General features: G+C 66.6%; 18 protein-coding genes. 2 read left to right on the top strand and 16 right to left on the bottom strand.

What is annotated here, in order from left to right; all coding sequences use genetic code 11:
- Positions 1-128: 128 nt before the first annotated feature.
- The 13 genes from VXD91_RS23195 to fadD5 form a co-directional block, all read right to left on the bottom strand.
- Complete coding sequence (locus VXD91_RS23195; RefSeq protein WP_346416567.1) at positions 129-968, bottom strand: mammalian cell entry protein; 840 nt, start codon at positions 966-968, stop codon at positions 129-131.
- Complete coding sequence (locus VXD91_RS23200; protein WP_346416568.1) at positions 935-1,498, bottom strand: mammalian cell entry protein; 564 nt, start codon at positions 1,496-1,498, stop codon at positions 935-937. The genes VXD91_RS23195 and VXD91_RS23200 overlap by 34 nt, the downstream gene beginning before the upstream one ends.
- Positions 1,498-2,469, bottom strand: a complete 972-nt coding sequence (locus VXD91_RS23205) for an RDD family protein (RefSeq protein WP_212807901.1) — start codon at positions 2,467-2,469, stop codon at positions 1,498-1,500. Before VXD91_RS23205 ends, VXD91_RS23200 begins: the two co-directional genes overlap by 1 nt.
- Positions 2,466-3,137, bottom strand: coding sequence for a hypothetical protein (locus VXD91_RS23210; protein ID WP_346416569.1), 672 nt, complete (start codon positions 3,135-3,137; stop codon positions 2,466-2,468). Before VXD91_RS23210 ends, VXD91_RS23205 begins: the two co-directional genes overlap by 4 nt.
- Positions 3,107-4,666 carry an MlaD family protein gene (locus VXD91_RS23215; protein WP_346416570.1) on the bottom strand — a complete coding sequence of 520 codons (1,560 nt, stop codon included), beginning with the start codon at positions 4,664-4,666 and terminating at the stop codon, positions 3,107-3,109. The genes VXD91_RS23210 and VXD91_RS23215 overlap by 31 nt, the downstream gene beginning before the upstream one ends.
- A gap of 3 nt (positions 4,667-4,669) precedes the next feature.
- Entirely contained in the window at positions 4,670-5,857 is a 1,188-nt protein-coding gene (locus tag VXD91_RS23220; RefSeq protein WP_346416571.1) for a virulence factor Mce family protein, read from the bottom strand.
- On the bottom strand, positions 5,857-7,476 hold the full coding sequence (locus VXD91_RS23225; RefSeq protein WP_133425775.1) for a virulence factor Mce family protein: 1,620 nt from the start codon (positions 7,474-7,476) through the stop codon (positions 5,857-5,859). Before VXD91_RS23225 ends, VXD91_RS23220 begins: the two co-directional genes overlap by 1 nt.
- Positions 7,477-7,486: 10 nt before the next feature.
- Positions 7,487-9,052 carry an MCE family protein gene (locus VXD91_RS23230; RefSeq protein WP_346416572.1) on the bottom strand — a complete coding sequence of 522 codons (1,566 nt, stop codon included), beginning with the start codon at positions 9,050-9,052 and terminating at the stop codon, positions 7,487-7,489.
- Complete coding sequence (locus VXD91_RS23235) at positions 9,049-10,080, bottom strand: virulence factor Mce family protein (protein ID WP_133425774.1); 1,032 nt, start codon at positions 10,078-10,080, stop codon at positions 9,049-9,051. The genes VXD91_RS23230 and VXD91_RS23235 overlap by 4 nt, the downstream gene beginning before the upstream one ends.
- The gene (locus VXD91_RS23240; RefSeq protein WP_212807896.1) at positions 10,077-11,357 is read right to left on the bottom strand and encodes an MCE family protein; all 1,281 of its coding nucleotides are present in this window, start codon (positions 11,355-11,357) and stop codon (positions 10,077-10,079) included. The genes VXD91_RS23235 and VXD91_RS23240 overlap by 4 nt, the downstream gene beginning before the upstream one ends.
- A 4-nt stretch (positions 11,358-11,361) precedes the next feature.
- Complete coding sequence (locus tag VXD91_RS23245; protein ID WP_133425772.1) at positions 11,362-12,231, bottom strand: ABC transporter permease; 870 nt, start codon at positions 12,229-12,231, stop codon at positions 11,362-11,364.
- Positions 12,232-12,235: 4 nt separating this feature from the next.
- A complete protein-coding gene (locus VXD91_RS23250; protein WP_231388119.1) occupies positions 12,236-13,018 on the bottom strand; it encodes an ABC transporter permease in 783 nt (260 codons plus the stop codon).
- Positions 13,019-13,301: 283 nt separating this feature from the next.
- Complete coding sequence (fadD5, locus tag VXD91_RS23255; protein WP_346416573.1) at positions 13,302-14,924, bottom strand: fatty-acid--CoA ligase FadD5; 1,623 nt, start codon at positions 14,922-14,924, stop codon at positions 13,302-13,304.
- Between the two features lie 136 nt (positions 14,925-15,060).
- On the opposite strand from fadD5, the gene VXD91_RS23260 reads away from it, so the two are divergent.
- Positions 15,061-15,753 carry a GntR family transcriptional regulator gene (locus VXD91_RS23260; RefSeq protein ID WP_346416574.1) on the top strand — a complete coding sequence of 231 codons (693 nt, stop codon included), beginning with the start codon at positions 15,061-15,063 and terminating at the stop codon, positions 15,751-15,753.
- Positions 15,754-15,757: 4 nt separating this feature from the next.
- On the opposite strand, the gene VXD91_RS23265 is transcribed toward VXD91_RS23260, so the two are convergent.
- Positions 15,758-16,201 carry an SRPBCC family protein gene (locus VXD91_RS23265; protein WP_212807893.1) on the bottom strand — a complete coding sequence of 148 codons (444 nt, stop codon included), beginning with the start codon at positions 16,199-16,201 and terminating at the stop codon, positions 15,758-15,760.
- Between the two features lie 188 nt (positions 16,202-16,389).
- Positions 16,390-16,821, bottom strand: a complete 432-nt coding sequence (locus VXD91_RS23270) for a thioesterase family protein (protein ID WP_020100011.1) — start codon at positions 16,819-16,821, stop codon at positions 16,390-16,392.
- A gap of 26 nt (positions 16,822-16,847) precedes the next feature.
- Here VXD91_RS23270 and VXD91_RS23275 point away from each other — a divergent pair, with 26 nt between their 5' ends.
- A complete protein-coding gene (locus VXD91_RS23275) occupies positions 16,848-17,936 on the top strand; it encodes an alcohol dehydrogenase catalytic domain-containing protein (RefSeq protein ID WP_061000456.1) in 1,089 nt (362 codons plus the stop codon).
- Between the two features lies 1 nt (position 17,937).
- Here VXD91_RS23275 and VXD91_RS23280 read toward each other — a convergent pair whose 3' ends face one another.
- The gene (locus VXD91_RS23280; protein WP_346416575.1) at positions 17,938-19,734 is read right to left on the bottom strand and encodes an acyl-CoA dehydrogenase; all 1,797 of its coding nucleotides are present in this window, start codon (positions 19,732-19,734) and stop codon (positions 17,938-17,940) included.
- Positions 19,735-19,752 lie beyond the last annotated feature (18 nt).

Genomic DNA, 19,752 nt, shown 5'->3' on the forward strand with positions numbered 1-19,752 from the left:
TCACGCCATAGCCGGTGCGCCCGGCCAGGGCATAGCCGCCCTTGGCGGCAACCCACGTCAGGCGATTGACAGTGTGCTGACAGGTAGCACGCGTCAATTCAGGCAAACCCGCCAAACGAGGCTTGCCGCTACAGCTGAGGAGTGAGATCCAATTTGGTCAGGGCACTCATCTGACTGACCTTCCAATCAGCGCCGGAACGCTTCAGGGTCAGCCGATACGACAGGTACCGCAGCGAGGGGATGCCCTTGGTCAGTGGACTGGTCGCGACCGAGTTGGTGTAGACGATCGCGGTGGCCTCATTTGCACTGATACTTTCCACCGCTGTGCCCATCACCTTGGTCTGGTTGGTGACCTGGGCCTGCTTGTTGCTGGCGACGATCGAATCGACGAACTTGCGGTACTCCTCGGCGAAACCGCCGGCCAGATACTGCTGCGACCGGTCCGCCAGCTTGTCCATGTCATTGGGCGAGTACGACCACAGCGTGGTCACCGCCGCGGCAGCGGTCTTTGCGACCTCGAACTTGTTCTGGACCAGGGCGCGATCCGCCAGATACGGCTGCACCGCGGCACCCGCGAACGCCGACGCACCGACAAACAGGGCCGCCGCCACGACACCCGCGATCAACAGCTTGCGACCGGCAGGACGATGGGGCACCAGCACCACGGGCGCCGCCTCGGACTTCTCCTCGGCTACCTCGTCAGCCGCTTCACTGTCCGAATCCTCCTGAGCGGCAGCATCTTCCGGCTCGGCTACGGCAGCCTCGTCGGCCGAAGCGTCAGCAGCCTCGTCGGCCGAAGCGTCAGCGGCCTCGTCAACGGGCTCTTCAGCCGGCGCGGCGTCGACGGCCTTCTGCCGGGGCAGCCGGTGCCTGCGCCGGGCGGCCTTGCCCCGCGGGGCGCCGGCCGGAGCATCGGCCACAGGCTCCCCGGGGGTCACATCACCGGATTCATGCGGCTGATCTTCCACTGCTGCCCTTCCTGCGTAGCCGTTACCACCCAACGCGAGCCACTTTCCACGGTCGCGTTGCCGTCCGGCGTCGTCGTCGTCAGCTTCATCGCGATCAGCACGTCCGCGCTGCCGTCGTCGTTCCACCGTTGTACGCCCGCGTCCTCGACGGTCCCCTCCGCCGGTTGCGCGCGCGCCACCTGCATCAGGATCTGGTCGTGCTTGTCCTTGAACTGCTTGGCGAAATCACCGGTGGACTGGCCCGCGATCTTCTCGACGTACGCATTGGCGTGGAACGGGTCGACCGCGGTGAAGCCCCTCATGAACTCTTTGACATAGCCCAGCACCGCCGCCGACTTGGCCTGGCTCGCCACGTCCTTCTCGTGCTGGACCAGCAGATAGGTGCTGGCCCCGATGGCAGAGAGCACCAAAACCGCTGTGACACAGGCAATCACAATCAGCGTCACGCGCCGGGGCGCCGCCGCAACAGCCTTGAAGTACTCACCGGCGACGAAGCGCTCGGCGGCATCGATCTTGCGACGCGGGCTCATCAGCGTCCTCCCCGCGGGCTCTTGAGCACCGTCAGATTCGACAACTGCCACTTGCCGTCATGTGACTTCACGAAGTCGACCCGGACCGTGGCGGTGATGAACCGCAGGGTGTTGGCGTCGACGCCGCGCTGTCCCTGCAGCGCGAGCAGCATGGTCGCCTGATCTGTGCCGGCGCTGAGGATCGCACTGCTCACCGCGTAGTACTGGTTGGTCGTCGGCTTCTTGCTCACCGCCTGCTGCTGCTTGATCAGCTGGTCGCGGTATCCGTCGGTCACCAGCGCCTGGGCGGTCTTGAAGTCGTTCTGATACGTGTCGATGCCGTAGCTCAGGACGTGCTCGACGATCTTGGGACCCTGCTCGGAAATCTGGTGCCGCGCCTCGTCGACCGCGCGGTCATGCCGGAACTGCACGCCGTAGCTCAGCCCCACCGCCGCCAGACAGACCAGGGCGCCCGCCACCAGCACCTGCCCGGCCCGCCGCGACGGGTCCCGCTCGGGAGCCGGGACAACGCGAACTTCGGTGTGCAGCAACAGATCTGCGAAGGTGCGGTGCCGCGGATCCCAGAGCGGCCACAGCCAGCCCAGCAGCACCGCGACGGTGTCCAACAGATGCGCGAGGTCACGCAGGACCAGCCGGCCCATGCCGGCGGGAACGCCGGCAGGGACCCGCTCCACCCGGATGGCGAACAGCGACCGGCCCACGCTCCACCCGGTGATCGACGGCAGCAGCCACCGGTTCACCAGGATCGCGGCCGCGGCCAGCGTCGCCAGGGCGGCGTACACCCACAGCGTCCAGTCGGCCCGGGCGGCGTAGCCCAGCAGTGCCATCACGGTGATGATCGCCAGGCCCAGCAGCACGTCGAGCGCGAAAGCGCCGGCCCGCGCCGGCCACGAGGCCAACACCGGTGCCGCTTCGGACTCGGACCCCGTGCTCACTGCCTCGGCGCTCGTCGTCTCCTCACCAACCGTCACGAGGTGACCTGGTCGAGCTTGGCCACCTTGAACTTGCCGTCCACCGGTGCCATCTGCGCCCGCATCCGGTATCCGACTTCCTTGTCCTTCTCGGCGCTGTTGTTGATCTTCACGCGCACCGCCACCAGGACGTCGATGGATCCGTCGTCGTTGTGCTTCTCGACGGCCGCCCGCATCTGCGAGATCTGCACCTGCACGTTGGCGGCCTTGTACGCCTCGAGCGTGATGCCACTCATGAACGACGCCTGCGTCTGGTACGCGCCGGTGGCGCACTCGATGATCTTCGTCTGCGCGGCGATCATCGCCGTCGTGTCGGGAGCCTGGGTGGCCGTGACGCAGTCCTTGGCCGCCGCGATGGCGGCCGTCTCGTTCGCCGCGAGCGCCTGACTCTCCCGATGCGACTTGAGCGCGAACCAGCCGCCCGCGCCGACCGCGGCGGCCAGCACCACGAGCGCCACGCACACCGTCAGGGCGATGCCCCGCCCGATGCGGGCGGGGCGCTGCGCGCCCTCTGATTCGCCGGTTTCGCCCGGCACCAATCCCGAACTGCTCCTCGCGTGCGCCTCGATCGATTCCTCGGCAGACGGCTCTGTCGTCACCACGTCCTGCGACGTGACGTCCTGCTCATCGGTGGGGTTCAGCTGGCTGGTGCCAGCATCTCCTTCCATCCGTCGTCTCCTGGGTTGCTCGAGTTACTGACCGAATACTTCACACCGTTCGGTCCGACCACCTGACCGCTCTGCGGGTTGTAGGTGGCCTCTGGTCCTGCTGCCGGAGTGTAGAGGCACTTGTTGGGTTGCTGCCCGCTGCACTCCACCGTGCCCTGCCCCGGTGCACTGACCGGGTCACTGGACGGCGCCGACGCCCGCTCCGGGGGCGGCAGCATGTTGGCCGGCAGCGGGTTCATCCCGTTGTTGATCGACGGCGCCGGGATCACCTTGCCGGGGTCGACCGGCTGATCACAGCGCGCGGCGGGAGCCGGGCAGTTCACGATCTGGTCCGGCGTGCCGTACCACGGGTTGGTACCCAGCGGCTCGTACGGCTTGTTGTCGCGGCACTCCATGGGGCTCGCCGCGCGCTTCGCCGGGTTGTCCACACAGGGCAGGTTGCGGGAACCGCGGACCGTGTTCTGGGCGTCCTTCGGAATCTTGCAGTACAGCCCCGACTCCAGCGGTGCGGTCGACGTGTCCGCCGGGGACCGCCACTTCGACGCGGGCAGGAAGCCGGTGAGGCAGGGCGGCGGCTGGTTGATGCCCAGCGCCAGGTTGATCGGCAGCTCCTTCTCGTAGACCGCGGTCAGCGAGTCGACGATCGGACCGGCCATCGGGAGCACCACGAGCACCTGCTCGAGGCCCTTGTTATAGCGCTTCAGCATGTCCAGCACGATCTCGACGTTGGCCAGTGACTGCGGCAACGCGTCGCGGACCTCACCGAACACGGCGTTGAGCTGATCGGCTGTCGGCGCACCCTGCTGGATGGCGCTCCGCAGCGCCGCGTCCTGCTGGGCCGACTGCCCGGCCAGGACATTCAGGTTCCGGGCCCACCGCGAGATGGCGTCACCGGACTTGACCTGGCTGTCGATGATCGGCCCCGAGTTCTGAATGATGTTGTCGACCGAACCGAGGTTGTCCTTGAAGTCCCCCGCCAGCGCCTGGGTGCCGTCGACGAGGTGCTGCAGTGACGGGCCGAGACCACCGACCGCCTCCGCGGTGTAGTCGAGCAGGGCCCCGATCTTCTCCTTCGGCAGGGCTTGGAGCGCGTTCTGCGTCGCATCGAGCGCCGGGCCGACCTCCTTGGGCACCGATCCCTTGGTGATGGTCTGACCGGAAGAGAGGTACTTCTTGGACGGGTTCTCCGGCGGCACGAGGTCGATGAACTGCTCACCGACGGCAGACACCGAGTGCACGTTCGCCACGACGTTGTCCGGAATCTTCAGGTCGTTGTCGACGTCCATGGTCACCCGGGCGCCCTTGGCAGTCGGTTCGACCGCCAGCACCTTGCCGACGGTGTTGCCGAGGTAGGTGACGTTGGCCGTCTTGTACAGGCCGGCCGAGTTGGGCAGTTCGGCGTACAGGCGGTACATGCCGACCCCGAGGTACGTCGGCAACTTGAGGTACACCAGCGACAGCCCGACCAGCGCCGCGACGGTCACGATGCTGAAGATGATCAGCTGAATCTTCAGAAATCGGGTGAGCATCGGTCACTCCCCCCTTTCCACACGCGGGCCGCCCGGGGCGTTGGCCGGGTTCGGGGTGAATCGGACGTCCGGGATCATCGTCGCCGGGTCACGGCCCCACGACTGTTCCAGCGCCCGAGCCATGCCCGACAGTCCGGTGCCGGTCAGGATGCCGTTGTCGATGGCACTCAGCGTCAGGTCGAGGTGCAGCGAGATGTTCATATAGTCGCCGCGGATGACCTTGGGGATGTTGTCGATCGGGAACGGCAGCGTGAACAGCAGCTTCATGGCCGGCACCAGGTTCGGTGACGTCTTGGCGATCTGCTTGAGCGCCCGCTGCAACGTCGCCAGGTTGGTGTGCAGGTTCGCGTTGCTGTTCGACAGCGTGGTGTCCGAGGCCTTCGACAACCGGCCGAGCGCCAGCACCGCGTTCGAGAACAGGTCCTGGGTCTTGTTGAAGTGCTCGATCAGCGGCGGCGTTTCGGTCAGCACCCGGTCGAGGGTGTCGTTGCGGTCCGCGACGACCTTCAGCAACGTGTCACTGGAGCGAATGGCCCGCGTGATGTCGTCACGCTGCTGATTGATCTCGTCGGTGAAGGTGTCCAACCGGTGCAGGAACTCTTTGATCTGGTCCGCGCGCCCGTTGAGGATGTTGTAGACCTCGGACTGGATCTTCTCGACGTTCGGCACACCGCCGCCGTTGAGGATTCCGGAGATACCGGCGAGCGTCCGCTCGATGGTCGGGTACGCCGACGAGTTCTTCAGCTCGATGGTGTCGCCGTTGCGCAGCGGCTGGGGCGACGGATCGGCCGGCGGGTCCAACTCGAGGTGCTGGGCACCCAGCAGGCTGGTCTGGCCGATCTTGGCCTGCACGTTGCGCGGCAGGTTGATGCCGGGGTTCAGATCCACCGTGAGGGTGGGCACCCAGTTCTTCAGCTCGATGGCACGCACCCGGCCGACGAACACGTCGGCCACCCGGACCCGGCTGTTGGCGTTGAGGCCCAACGTTTCCGGCATCTGGATGTAGATCGTCGAGTGGCCGGCCTCGGTGCCCGGACCACCGGGCAGCGGCACGTTGGCGATACCGCGCCAGCCGCAGGAGCTGAGGATCAGCGCCGCTGCCGACAACACACCGGCCCGCCGGGCGTTACGCGCCCACCCGCTGCGGCGCGACGATGCCGAGGGTGACTTCGGCCCCATGGACCCGGTCATCATTGGCCTCCAACTTCGGCAGGAAGTGCGGGTCCGGCCGGCGCGGGCGCCGGAGCCGGTCCTGGGGCGGGCCCAGGTGCCATGGCACTCATCGGGCTCGGGTCGTTACCCGGTCGCGGCGGCGAGACCGGCCCCGGCTGCGGGTACCACGGCGGAGGCAGCGGGCTGCTCTCGTTGTAGGCGTTCGGCGGACCCGCCATGTTGACGCCACCGGTCGGCGGGATGATGTCCGGGCCGCCCATGAGCTCGTCCAGCGACTCCGGCGTCAGCAGGTCCTGCGTCGACTGTCCGACCTTGAGTCCCTGCATGCCCGGCGCCGTGATCCAGCCCGGCTCGTGCTGGCCGTGCGACCACGGGGTGTCGGGCGAGAACACACCCGGCACGGTCGTGTCCTTGTACCCGCCCGGGGGCTGCAGGCGCGGCTCCGAGTAGGTGACCAGCTTGGGCAGCGTCATGGCGGTGGTCGCCATGTTGATGCCGAACGGCAGGTAGTTGAACTTGATCGCGTCCATGACCGGCGCCAGGTACTGCGCGCACAGTTCGGCGGAGTCCTGGTAGCCCAACCGGCTACCGGCCTGGATCGAGCTGCAGATGAACTGCAGCGGGTTCGAGAAGTTGGTCACGCCCGGCAGCACACCGGAGGCGATCAGACCGCCGGTGGCCGGCGAGTAGATGTTCTCGAGGTTGGCCAGGAAGTTCGGGTACGCGTGCAGCGCCCGCTCCAGGCCGTCGCGCGGCTCCGGCTGCAGGATGGCCGACGTCGCCTCCGAGACATCGTTGATGTCGTGGGCCAGCACGCTGCCGTTCTTGTCCAGGAAGCTCCGGGTCGTCGTCATGACCTGGTTGAGGTCCTTGAGCGCCGACGCCAGCTCCTGGTCGGTGTTGGTGAACTTGTTCGTGAACGAGGCCAGGTCGTTGTTCAGCGAGACGAACTGCTGGTCACTCTTGTGCAGCGCGTCGACGAACACCGCCAGGCTCTTGATCACCTGGAAGAAGTCACCGCGACCCGTGTTCAGGGTGTTCACCGCATCCGACAGACCCTTGAGGGTCTTGTTGAACTGGGCGCCCTTGCCCTCGAAGCCGTCGGCGAACGACTCGATGATGTCGCCGAACGGGCCCTTCGGCTGCTCCTTGGTCGGACCCAGCTCGGCGAGGATGCGCGTCAGCTGGTTGCGCAGCTCGTCGTACTCGATCGGGATCTGGGTGCGTTCCTTCGGGATCACGGCACCCTCGGCCATCGTCGGTCCGCCGGTGTACGGCGGCGACAGCTGGATCACGCGCGACGCGACGAGGCTCGGGTTCAGCACCGACGCCGACGCGTTCTGCGGCACCTTGAAGTGATTCGAGTAGTGCATGACGACCTTCATCTGGTCGCCGTGCGCCTCGATGGTGTCGATGGCACCGACCTCGACGCCCATGATCAGGACCTTGTCGCCGGGGTACAGCGCGAGGACCTCAGGGAAGTACGCCGTGATCGTCGTGGTGGTGATCTTGCGGTACAGCTGCAGACCGAAGAAACCGAGGAGCACGATCGCCACGAGCGCGATCGCACCACCGATGACCGTCCCCTTGGACAGGTTCGGCTTCTTGATGTTCCGGATGTTGAAAACAGTCGACATCGTGGCGGCCCTATCCTTGCGACCCTGGCGGGAGGAACGGCGGGTTACCCGGCAACGGCGCGGTACCGGCCGGACCGGCGCTGGGACCCGGTCCCGGCGGCGCCGGCGGCGCGATCAGCGGCCCGGGGATCGGAGCGAATCCAGGCGCGATGTCGCTGTCACCGGGCTGCGGCGTGAGCGGAACCGTCCGGGCACCGACCGGTGCCGGCGGCAACGGCACCGGCGTACCGGGCACGTTCTCGGCCGGTTGTCCCGGGAAGGCGGCCGACGGCACACCAGGTCCGGTGGGAACCCCGGCCGGGTTCGGCGCCGACGGGATGACGTCCGGCGGGCCATAGGCCGGGCCACCGAACGGACCGACGCTGAGGTGCGAGCACGGCAGCGGATCGGCCGGCGACGGATCGGCACCCGCTCCCGGGGTGTACGAGCACGGCGAGCCGGGAGGCACCGCCGGGCCGGGGTGCTCCGGTGTGCCTTCGAGCTTCGGCGGGGCCGGCGGCGGCGCACCGTTGGCGAAGCGCTTGCCGTTGGGATCCGGCCACTGCGCCTCCGGCAGACCGGCGCTGCGCCAGAAGTCTTCGGGGTTCAGGCCACGCTTCTTGAACGCGGCATCCACGAACGGCTGCATCAGCTGCGGCGGCAGGATGTTCTCGACCATGACCTTGAAGTACGGGCCAGAGGCGATGGCCTCCGACAGCGAGGCCACGAACTTGCCGGCGGACACCAGGGTGTCGGCCAGGTCCTGCTTACGGGCCACCAGGATGTCGCCGATGGTCCGGAGCTGTTCCAGGACGTGGTTGATGTTCGGGTTCTCGTCGATGGTCGCCTTCAGCTGGTGCGACACCCGCGAGACGCGCTCCAGCAGCAGGCTGATGGCCTCGCCGCGCTGGTTCAGCGAGTGCAGCAGTGCCTGGGCATTGACCAGCAGCGCGTTCACCTGACCACTGCGGTCGCCGAGGATCGTGGCGATCTTGTTGGCATTGCCGAGCAGCGAGCGGACCTGTTCGTCGCGCTTGCCGATGGTCTCGGACAGCTTCTGCACGCCCTCCAGCGCGGCGGTCAGGTGCGGCGACGTCTGATCCACCGTCTCGGACAGGACGTTGAGCGACTCCTTGACGACCTTGGTGTCCCAGCCCTGCGAGGCCCGGGTGACGTCGAAGATGGCGTCGTAGATCTGGTAGGGCGTCGAGGTCTGGCCCAGCGGCAACGTGCCGCGCGGCGGCAGTTTGTGGGCGCCCTTGGCCTCGATCTCGATGGCTTTGCGGCCCAGGATGGTCTCGGTCTTGATCAGCGCGCGGCTGTCCGTACCGATCGTGTTGGTACCGATGTCGAAGCCGATGATCACCTTGTCGCGATCGATGTCCATGCTCTTGACCGTGCCGACGTTGACGCCGTCGATGCGGACGTAGTCGCCGACCATCAGGCCACCGGAATCGCTGAACTGGCCGTAGTACGTCGGCGCAGCAAACAGCATCGGCACCTGGGTGACTGACGCACCCACGGCCGTGACGAGCACGACGGCCGCCAGACCCATCATGCCTCTGCGGACCCGATCGGACCCTTCTATGGACCTCACTTCGGCGTGCACCTTCCCGACGGCTGGTTGGTGAGCTTGACTGTGCGCACGGGGCCACCCGGCTGCAGACCGTTCATCTTCAACTCGATGTCGCAGACGTAGAAGTTGAAGAAGTCGCCGTAGACACCACCGGAACGACCCAGGATTTTCAGTGCCTGGGGCACCTTCTGCAACGTGTCGTTGAGCTGTTCCTTCTGGTCGACCAGCGACTGCTGCGTGGTCTCGAGGTAGCCGAGCGTGCTGTGCAGCAGCTCGCGGTTGTCGCCCAGCAGGTCGGCGAGCGAGCCGGCCGCGTTGCTGATGTTCGCCACCGAGTCCGCGATCGGATCGGAGCGCTGCTTCAGCCCGGTGACCAGGGACTCGAAGTTCTTGATGGTGTCGTCGAACTGCTTCTGGTGCTTGACCGTGGTGTCGAGCACCGTGTTGAGGTTCTTGATCACCTCACCGATGGCCTGGTCCTGCTCGCCGATGGTCGAGGAGAACGACGCCGTCTGATCGAGGATGTTGTTGATGGTGCCGCCCTCGCCCTGGAAGATCGTGACGAGCGACGAGGCGATGGTGTTGACCTTCTGCGGATCCAGCGACCGGAACAGCGGCCGGAAGCCGCCCACCAGGGCATCCAGGTCCAGGGCCGGCTCGGTGCGGTCGACCGGGATGGTGCCACCCGGGGGCAGCACCTGGTTGCTGTCGCCGCGGCGCAGGTCCAGGAACCGGTTGCCGATCAGATCCAGGTAACGGATGTGGGCCGTGGTCCCCTGGTAGAGCGACAGGGACTTGTCGACGGTGAAATGCACCCGCGACCTGCTGCCACCGTCGATCAGTTCGACGTCGGTGACCTTGCCGACCTCGACGCCGTTGGCGCGCACGAACTGGTCGGCCTTCAGACCGCTGCTGTTGGTGAAGATCGCCGAGAACTCGTTGGTCCGGCTGAACCGGAACTGACCGAAGACGATGAAGATGCCTGCCGTGAAGGCCAGCAGGACCGCGGAGAAGATGGCGAGTTTGATCGCCGTGCCCTTGATGCTCATGGGTTGATCGTGTTCTCCCCGTCTTGACGACCCCAGACGTACTCCGATGCGAACGGCGATCCGAGACCGAAGTGGTTGTACGGCGCGATCGATGCGCCGGTGTCCATCACCATGTAGGGCATCGGGAGGATGTCCTTGGTGACCGTCCAGCAGCCCGGGCGTCCCATCGGACCGCCGGAGGCGTTGATCCGTGGGAGGTTGTCCGGGTACACGTACTGGTTGGCCGCACCGACGAGCTCGGTGTGGGTCACCAGCGAGTAGCCGTTGCCACCGAGGCCCTTGGCCGCGGCCGGCGCACCGGCGGCGAATCCGCGGAAGAGGCAGTCGAGCTCAGGGGCGTACTTGTCGAGCACCCGGGAGGTCGGCAGCAGGTCCTCGGCGCCGCGGACCAGGTAGGGGCCACCGCGCTCGAGGATGTCACCACCGGTGTTGCCGAGGCCGACGGCCGACATGAGGGCCTGGTCGATCGTGCCGCGCTGGTCGTTCAGCGTGCGCTCGGTGGTCACCGCGTTCTTCAGGCCGTCCCACAGATCCGGGGAGGCCTTCGAGTACACCTCGGACAGGTCGGCGAGGGCCTTGGTGTCGTGCCGGATTGTCGGCATGCGCTGGTTCAGGTCGGCCAGAATGACGTTGCCGTTGACCAGCGACTGCCCGAACTTGTCACCGAGCCCGTCCAGCGCCTGCGCGGCGGCGGTCAGCGTGGCGTTCAGCTTGATCGGGTCGACCTGCTCGGAGATCGCCGTGATCGTCTCGAACAAGGTGTTGAGCTCGGTGGTGACGCAGGCCGTGGCCGGTGTCGGGGGCGAGCACTTGGAGACGTCGATGGTGTCGCCGCTCTTGAGCCGCGCGTGCTCCGGATCGGTCGGCGAGGTGAACGAGACGTACTTGCTGCCGAAGACCGTGGTGGCCAACAGCTTGGTGTTGACGTTCTTGGGCAGCAGTTCGAGGTACTTCGGGTCGACATCGAGCTGCAGACGGGCCTTCGTGTCGTCTTCCTTGCCGACGACGTTGATCTCCTTCACGCGGCCGATGGGGACCCCGTTGTAGGTGACCTTCGAGCCCGGGTCCATCGACAGCCCGGACCGGGGCGACACCACATACAGCTTGGCCTTGGTGTCGAAGTAGCCGCGGAACTGGAACCAGACCACCACCAGGACGAGGGCGGAGACCACCGCAAGGATGACGCCGACGACCTTGTACGGCGGCGTGCGGTCGGTGTTGAGCGGCGCGTGGACCTGCCCCTCGGCGACGGGCGGCTTCGGCTGTGGGTTCGTCATCGCGTCACACCGTCAGGTTGAAGTTCGGGTCGGTGCCGTACAGCGCCAACGAGAAGAGCAGGACGACAACGACATTCGAGATCAGCGACGTGCGCATCGAGCGGCCCACGGCCTCGCCCACGCCGACCGCACCGCCGCTGGCGTAGTAACCGAAGTACGCGTGGTTGAGCAGCACCACCATCGACATGATGATGACCTCGAGGAACGACCACATGACGTCGTCGACCCGCAGGAACGTGTGGAAGTAGTGCTCGTACGTACCGACCGACTGGCCGTAGAACAGCGTGGTGACCAGCTGCGCCGACAGGAACGACAGCAGGATGGCCAGCGCGTACAGCGGGATGATGACGACCATGCCGGCGATCAGGCGGGTCGACACCAGGAAGGACAGGGACTTGACGCCCATGACCTCGAGGGCGTCGACCTCTTCACTGATGCGCATGGCGCCCAGCTCGGCGGTGGCGCCGGCGCCGACGGTCGCGGCCAGCGCCGTACCGGTGACGACCGGTGCGACGACGCGGATGTTGGCGAGTGCGGCGAAGAAGCCGGTGAACGCCGCGACACCGATGTTGCCCAGTGAGGCGAAACCCTGAATGGCGATCAGTGAGCCCGCCGCCAGGGTGACGAAGCCGATGATGGCGACGGTGCCGCCGATGACGGCCATGGCGCCGGTGCCCATGCCGACCTCGGCGATCAGCCGCAAGACCTCTTTGCGGTAGAAGCGCAGCGCGTGCGGAATGTGCCCGACGGCCGTCACGACGAAGACGCCGACGTGGCCGAGGCTGGCGAGCAGGCGGCCCGGGGCGCCGCCGAATTCCCGGACGCGGGAGAAGAGCCGCGGGAATCGGCCCTGCAGAACTGTCGATGTGCTCATGTCGCTACCCGGCCTGCGTTCCGAACTTGATACCGATGGTGGTGAGCACGACGTTGACCGCGAACAGGGCGATGACGCAGAGCACCAGTGTTTCGTTCACCGCGGTACCCACACCCTTCGAGCCGCCCGCCACGGTGAGCCCGCGGTAGCAGCCGACCAGGCCGGCGATCAGGCCGAAGACGGTGGCCTTGAGCACCGAGATCACGACCTCGGGGAAGCCCGTCAGCAGCGTCAGCGTCGACACGTAGGCGCCGGCGTTGACGTTCTGGATGTACACACCGAAGAAGTAGCCACCGACCAGACCGATGATGATCACCGCGCCGTTGAGCATGAAGGCCACGAACGTGGAGGCGACCACGCGGGGCACGACCAGGCGCTCGATCGGATCGATGCCGAGCACCTCCATGGCGTCGATCTCTTCGCGGACGGTCCGGGCGCCGAGGTCGGCGCAGATGGCCGTCGATCCGGCACCCGCCACCACGAGCACCGTCACCAGCGGTCCCAGCTGGGTGACGGCACCGAGGGCGGCGCCGGCACCGGACACGTCGGCCGCACCGAATTCACCGAGGAGGATGTTCAGTGTGAAGATGATCAGCACCGTCAGCGGGATCGAGACGGCCAAGGTGGGCAGGAACGCCACCCGGATCAGGAACCAGCACTGAAGGATGAACTCCTTCCACTGGAATGGCCGCGAGACCAGCGCCTTGAAGGTGAGGATGCACATCTTGACGAAGCCACCCACTTTTGTGAATGGCTTGTCGAGCTGGTCCTTGAGATACCCGACCAGGGAGTTGTCCGAGGCTGTCACAGACCAGCCTTCCCTTCCGGAAAGCGGCCGTTCCGCGGCGTCACGCGTGGCACGTCCCCTCCTTAGCCACTAGCACAAACTGAGTGATTTCCGTCTCGCTACTCCCGAGTAGTAAGACGGACCACAGGACTGTACCCGATACACCGCGTACCCCGTGACCCAACTGAGGGATAATTACGTTCAGTTTCAGCAAACGCGACATGGGCCCATCCGCCCTCCACTCAGGTGGTCGAATTTCTCAGCGCGACGTCACTTGCCACGCTTACGACACACTTGTATCACCGAACCGCTCGCGGAGTTCCGTTTTAAGGACCTTGCCAGAAGGATTTCGCGGGAGTGCGTCGACAATTTCCAGCGCTTTCGGGTGCTTGTAGCGCGCCAGCCGTTCGGTCAGGAAATCGTCGAGATCCGCCAGGGTCAGGGCACTTTCGCCATCGGCGTTCGCATTGGGCGCCACAGCAACGACGGCCACCGGGACCTCGCCCCACTTTTCATGCGGGCGCCCGATCACCGCAACTTCGGTAATCGAGGGGTGCGCGGCCAGAATGTTCTCTACTTCTGCACAGTAAATATTTTCGCCGCCGGAAATAATCATGTCCTTTTTACGATCGACGACCCAGATGTAACCCTCTTCGTCTTGGCGAACCAAGTCTCCCGAATGGAACCAACCGCCGGCGAATGCCTCGGCGGTCGCTTTCGGGTTGTTCCAATATCCCGCCATGAGGGTGGGTGCACGGTAGACGATCTCCCCGACCTCGCCCACCGGCACATCATTCATGTTGTCGTCGACGACGCGGGCGGCCACGGTCGGGATGACCCGGCCGACCGACCCGAGCTTGCGCAGCGCGTCCTGGCTCAGCAGCATGCACGTCACCGGTGACATCTCGGTCTGACCGAACGCAGCAAAGATCTGCGTGCCCGGGAACGTCGACGCCATCTCCCTCAGAAGAGTGTCCGACGCGGGCGCCGCACCCCACGAAAGGACGCGCAAAGCCACCTTGCGCGGCTTCGCCTGCTGGGCCGCGCACACGGCCTGCCACTGCGCCGGGACCAGGAAGATCGACGAGACGCCCTCGGCCTCCAGCACGTCGAGCAGGGCACCCGGATCGAACGCGCCCAGCGGATAGATGACCGTCGGTAGACCCAGCAGCAGGCCGCCGATCATGTTGCCGATGCCGGCGATGTGGAAGAACGGGACGCCGATGAAGCCGACGTCGTTGTTGATGTCCGGCGCGATCGTGAACAGGTTCGTCATGGCCTGACCCATGATGTTGACGTGCGTCAGCACGGCGCCCTTCGGATATCCCGTGGTGCCCGAGGTGTACATGATCAGCGCCGGCGAGTCCTCGGGGATGTCGACAGGCGCGGGCGGCGCGCCATCCTCGGCGAGCACGTCCTCGTAGCCGAGGACGTTCCCCTCGGTGGTGCCGCCGGCGACGATGACAGCCTCCAGCGACGGTTCCAGCTCCCGCACCGCGATGGCGACCGGGGCCAGCACCTGCTCGGTGATCACGGCTTTCGGGTCGCAGTCCCGCACCAGGTAGGCGATTTCGGGCGGCGTCATGCGGAAGTTGACCGGGACCGCGATGGCGCCGAGGACGTTGGCGGCCAGGAACGCCTCGACATATTCGGTGCGGTTCAGCATCAGGATCAGCACGCGGTCGCCGAAGCCGACCCCTCGACGGCTCAGTGCGCCCGCGAGCTTGGTGACGCGTGCCTGCAGCTCACCCCAGGTGACCGTCTGCCCCACGAAACGCAGCGCGGTCCCCTCCGGCTGCATGAGGGCGTGCCGGGCGAGGTGGGTGGTCCAGTTCTGCCGGCGGGCCAGATACGGCTGCTCGAGTGCTGCGGATGACACGGTCTGCTCCTGTGTCTCGATCGGCATCGCGGCGGAAGTGAAGTGATCGCGACAAACGATGCTGATATTTGATCAAATATAGTGTTGCCGCCGTCACAATAGGACGCCCGCACCATCCGGACAACCGCCGGGTGCCCCTACCCCGCCGACAAGAAGGACTGCCGTGAACGTCTCGGCGAAACCGCTACCCGGCCTGCGCCGGCGGGAACAGCTATCTGACGAGGTGGCGGCCCATCTCCGGGCGGCCATCATGTCGGGCACCCTGCGGCCGGGCACCTTCGTCCGGCTCGACGAGACCGCGGCCACGCTCGGCGTCAGCATCACGCCGGTCCGCGAGGCGCTGCGCACGCTGCGCGGTGAGGGCATGGTCGAGCTCGAACCCAACCGCGGCCACGTGGTGTCCGCGTTCACCCGCGACGACATCGCCGACATCTTCTGGCTGCAGGCGACCATCGCCACCGAGATCGCCGCGAATGCGGCCCGGCGGATCACCGAACCCGCGATCGCCGAACTCGACCGGCTCACCGACGAACTCGCCGACGCCGTCGCCGCGGGTGACGTCGACGCGATCGCGCTGGCAGAGTTCTTGTTCCACAAGGAGTTCAACCGCGCCGCGGGCCGGACCAAGCTGGCCTGGTTCCTACTGCACGCGGCCCGGTACCTGCCGGTCCGGATCTACGCCACCGACCCGCAGTGGGGTGCGGCGACCGTGGCCAACCACCGCGAATTGGTTGCGGCCTTGCGGGACAGGGATATCGATGAGGTCGTCCGGCAGACGCGCCGCCAGTTCGACGATGCCGCCGAACGGCTGACCGGACGGCTCGACGAACTCGGGCTGTGGCCCTCTTCGGACTAGTCGGCTAGTTCGCGGCGAGCTGCTCGGCGCGCGTCTTGAGGTTGCCGGCCAGGTGGTCCAGCGCGTCGTTGACGACCTTCTTGATCATCATCGACGGGATACCCGGCATGTCGACCTCGACGTCCATGTCGACGGTCAGCAGGGCGCTGGACCCGAGGTCGACCACGGAGAACAGCTGCTCCTGCTTGGAGAACAGGTTGCCCTGCTGCATGACGGTCTGAATCTGGCCGTCGCCCGGGTAGTAGACGGCCTGGATGTACGAGCCGTCCATGCCCTGAATCTTGGTGTCCAGGCGAAGCTGGCTGGGCCGGCCGTCGTCGTAGCGGTGCAGGATCCAGCAGCCCGTGACCTCTTCGTTCCACTGCGGGTAGGCCTCGAAGTCGGCGACGATCCCCAGGATCTGCGCTGCAGGTGCGGCAACCTCGACGGTCTTGCTCACGATCGGCATGGCCCAGAGCATATCGAGGCCGCTGTCCCGCACATCTTGCGCGTGTGTCCGTTGATCCTGAACTGACGGCGGATATCTCTCGACATTTCCCGCCCTGGATACCGGCTCAACGCATCCGGCGCCGGTCCGGCCGTTGACCCTGAGCCGGCGCACTCCGTTACTCGAGATTCTTCGCCATCAGTGCAGAGTCAGCTGACGACGGCGGTCTCCAGCAGTTCCCGGATCGGCGCCGGGATCGGCACGGGACGACGGGTGTCGCGGTCGACGTAGACGTGCACCCAGCTGCCGACGGCTGCGGGTGTGCTGTCACCGTCGGCCCACAGCCCGGTGCGGTAGGTGACGCTGCTGTTGCCCAGCCGGGTCACCGCGAGCCCGACGACCAGCTGCGACGGGAACTTCAGTTCCGCGAAGTACCGGCACCCCGATTCGGCGACGACCCCGAGCCACGGCGCGGCCACCGGGTCGACGTCGCGCGTGGTGTTGATCCACGCGTTGATCGCGGTGTCGAAGAGCTCGTAATAGACCGCGTTGTTGAGGTGCCCGAACATGTCGTTGTCGGTCCACCGGGTCTGCACGGGCCAGTGCACCGGGAATTCCGCGGTGGTCAGTGCCTGCTCCATGTCGGCCAGTCTGTCAGGCTGGTGCCATGTTGATTCGCGGTGCCGTACTCGAAGAGATCGGGCGCGCCCGCCCCTACGCCGAATCGAAGCCGCTCACCATCAGCGAGCTGGACCTCGACGGCCCGGGCGACGGCGAGCTGCTGGTGCGTATCGAAGCGGCCGGGCTGTGTCATTCCGATCTTTCTGTGGTCGACGGCAACCGGGTCCGCCCGGTGCCGATGCTGCTCGGTCACGAAGCGGCCGGAATCGTCGAACAGGTCGGCGGCACTTCGGATTTGGCGGTGGGGCAGCGCGTCGTCATGACGTTCCTGCCACGCTGCGGCCAGTGCCGGTCCTGCGCGACGGACGGCCTGGCACCCTGCATTCCCGGCAGCGCCGCCAACGGCGCGGGCACGTTGCTCGGCGGCGACACGCGGTTATCCCGAAGCGGTGCAACGGTTCTCCATCACCTGGGGGTGTCGGCCTTTGCGACGCACGCGGTGGTGGACCGCCGTTCGGTGGTGCCCGTCGACGCCGATGTGCCACCCGTCGTCGCCTCGCTGCTCGGCTGCGCGGTGCTGACCGGCGGCGGCGCGGTGCTCAACGCCGGACAACCGAAGCCCGGCCAGACGGTGGCGATCGTCGGCATGGGCGGGGTCGGCATGGCCGCGATGCTCACAGCGCTGGCGCACGACGACGTGCGGGTGGTCGCCGTGGACCGGCTGCCAGACAAGCTCGAGCAGGCCCGCGCGCTCGGTGCGCACGACGCCGTCACCGATCCGGGAGACCTCAAGGCCGATGTGGTGATCGAGGCGGCCGGCCACCCCGCGGCCCTTGAGACCGCCATCGGCATGACGGCCCCCGGCGGCAAGACCATCACGGTCGGGCTACCGCACCCCGACGCGCGAATCTCGGTGTCGCCCTTGGCATTGGTCGCCGACGGCCGGTCACTGATCGGCAGCTATCTCGGGTCGGCCGTGCCGGCCCGGGACATCCCGCGTTTCGTCGAGCTGTGGCGGTCGGGTCGGCTGCCGGTCGAGAAGCTGGTGTCAGACACCATCTCGCTGGACGACATCAACACCGGCATGGACGCCCTCGCCGACGGCCGCGCGGTGCGGCAGATCGTGCAGTTCTGAGCTAGAACCAGGCGTCCCGCATCTCGAGCGTCGTGCGGTCCAGCGACTCCAGCAGGTCCAATTGCGGTGCGGTCTTGGGCAATTCGAACCGGAAGAAATACCGGGTTGCCTGCCGCTTGCCGTCGTAGAAGTCGCCGTCCTTACCCGCGGCGGCCACGAACTGTTCGAGCCACAGCCACGCCACCACGATGTGCCCGAGCGCTTCCAAATAGACGTGGCTGTTGGCCATCACCGCGGGAATGTCGCCCGAGCCGAACATGCCGCCAGTGACGGCGACCAGTCGCTGCCAGGACGCGTCCAGGGCGCCCGCGAGTTCGGCACCCTCACCACCCAGTTCGCCCGCCGCGCGCACCGTCTCCGCGATGACCTGTCCCAGCGCCGCCAGGCTCGCCCCGCCCCGCTGAGTCACCTTGCGGCCCAACAGGTCCAGGCTCTGGATACCGTTGGTGCCCTCGTGGATCGGGTTCAGCCGGTTGTCGCGGTAGTGCTGTTCGACGTCGTACTCGCGCGTGTAGCCGTACCCGCCGTGCACCTGGATCGCCAGGTTGTTGGCTTCCAGACACCACTGCGAAGGCCAGCTCTTGGCGATCGGGGTCAGGATGTCGATCAGCAGGCCGGCCGCATCGGCTTCGTCGTCCGACTCCGCGCTGTGCTGCACGTCCACCAACCGCGCACAGTACAGACCGAGGGCCATGCCGCCTTCGACATAGGCTTTCTGCGCCAACAGCATTCGTCGCACATCGGGATGCTCGACGATCGGCACCTGCGGCGTCGTCGGGTCCTTGACGTCCAGCGGGCGGCCCTGCGGCCGCTCCCGGGCGTACTGCACGGACTTCAGGTAGCCGGTGTAGCCGAGCGCCACGGCACCCATGCCGACGGCCATCCGCGCCTCGTTCATCATCTGGAACATGTAGACGATGCCGCGGTGCGGCTCGCCGACCAGATAGCCGACCGCGCCGTTCTCGCCGCCCGGATTGAATTGCGTATCACCGAAATTCAGCACCGTGTTGGTGACGCCGCGCTGCCCCATCTTGTGGTTCAGGCCCGCGATGGCGACGTCGTTGCGCTCGCCGATCGACCCGTCGGGGTTCACCAGGTACTTGGGCACGATGAACAGCGAGATGCCCTTGGTGCCGGGAGGTCCGCCGGGCAGCTTGGCCAGCACCAGGTTGACGATGTTGTCGGTGATCTCGTGCTCGGCGCCCGAGATCCACATCTTCGACCCGAACAGCCGGTAGGTGCCGTCGTCGCGCGGTTCGGCGCGGGTGGCCACGTCGGCGAGCGACGATCCGGCCTGCGTCTCCGAGAGCGCCATGGTGCCCGAAAAGCGTCCTGCCAGCATGGGTTTGACGTAGGTCTCGATCTGCTCGGGCGTACCGAACTTGGTGAGCAGATTGGCGTTGGCGATGGTCAGCATCAGGTAACCCGACGTCGACACGTTGGCCGCGGCGATCCACGCGAACGCCGCCTGCGCGACGACGGCGGGCAACTGCGCACCACCCACCGATTCGTCCATCGACATGCCGATCAGGTCGGCGCCGACGAACGCATCCCAGGCCTCTTTGACCTCCGGCACCATCGTGACGGTCTGCCCGTCGAAGGTCGGCTCGTTGGCGTCGCTCTTCTTGTTGTGCGGCGCGAAATAGCGTTCGGCCAGCTGCTCGCTGAGGTCCAGTACCCCGTCGAAGGTCTCGCGCGAGTGGTCGGCGAAGCGCTTGCGGCTGGTGAGTTCGTCGACCTTCAGCCACTCGTACAGCAGGAAGTCGAGGTCCCGGCGGGACAGCAGAAGAGATTTCATCGGACCTCGGTCACCTCC

Origin of the sequence: Mycobacterium sp. SM3041 (assembly GCF_039668335.1) — a bacterium.
Lineage (GTDB): Bacteria > Actinomycetota > Actinomycetes > Mycobacteriales > Mycobacteriaceae > Mycobacterium.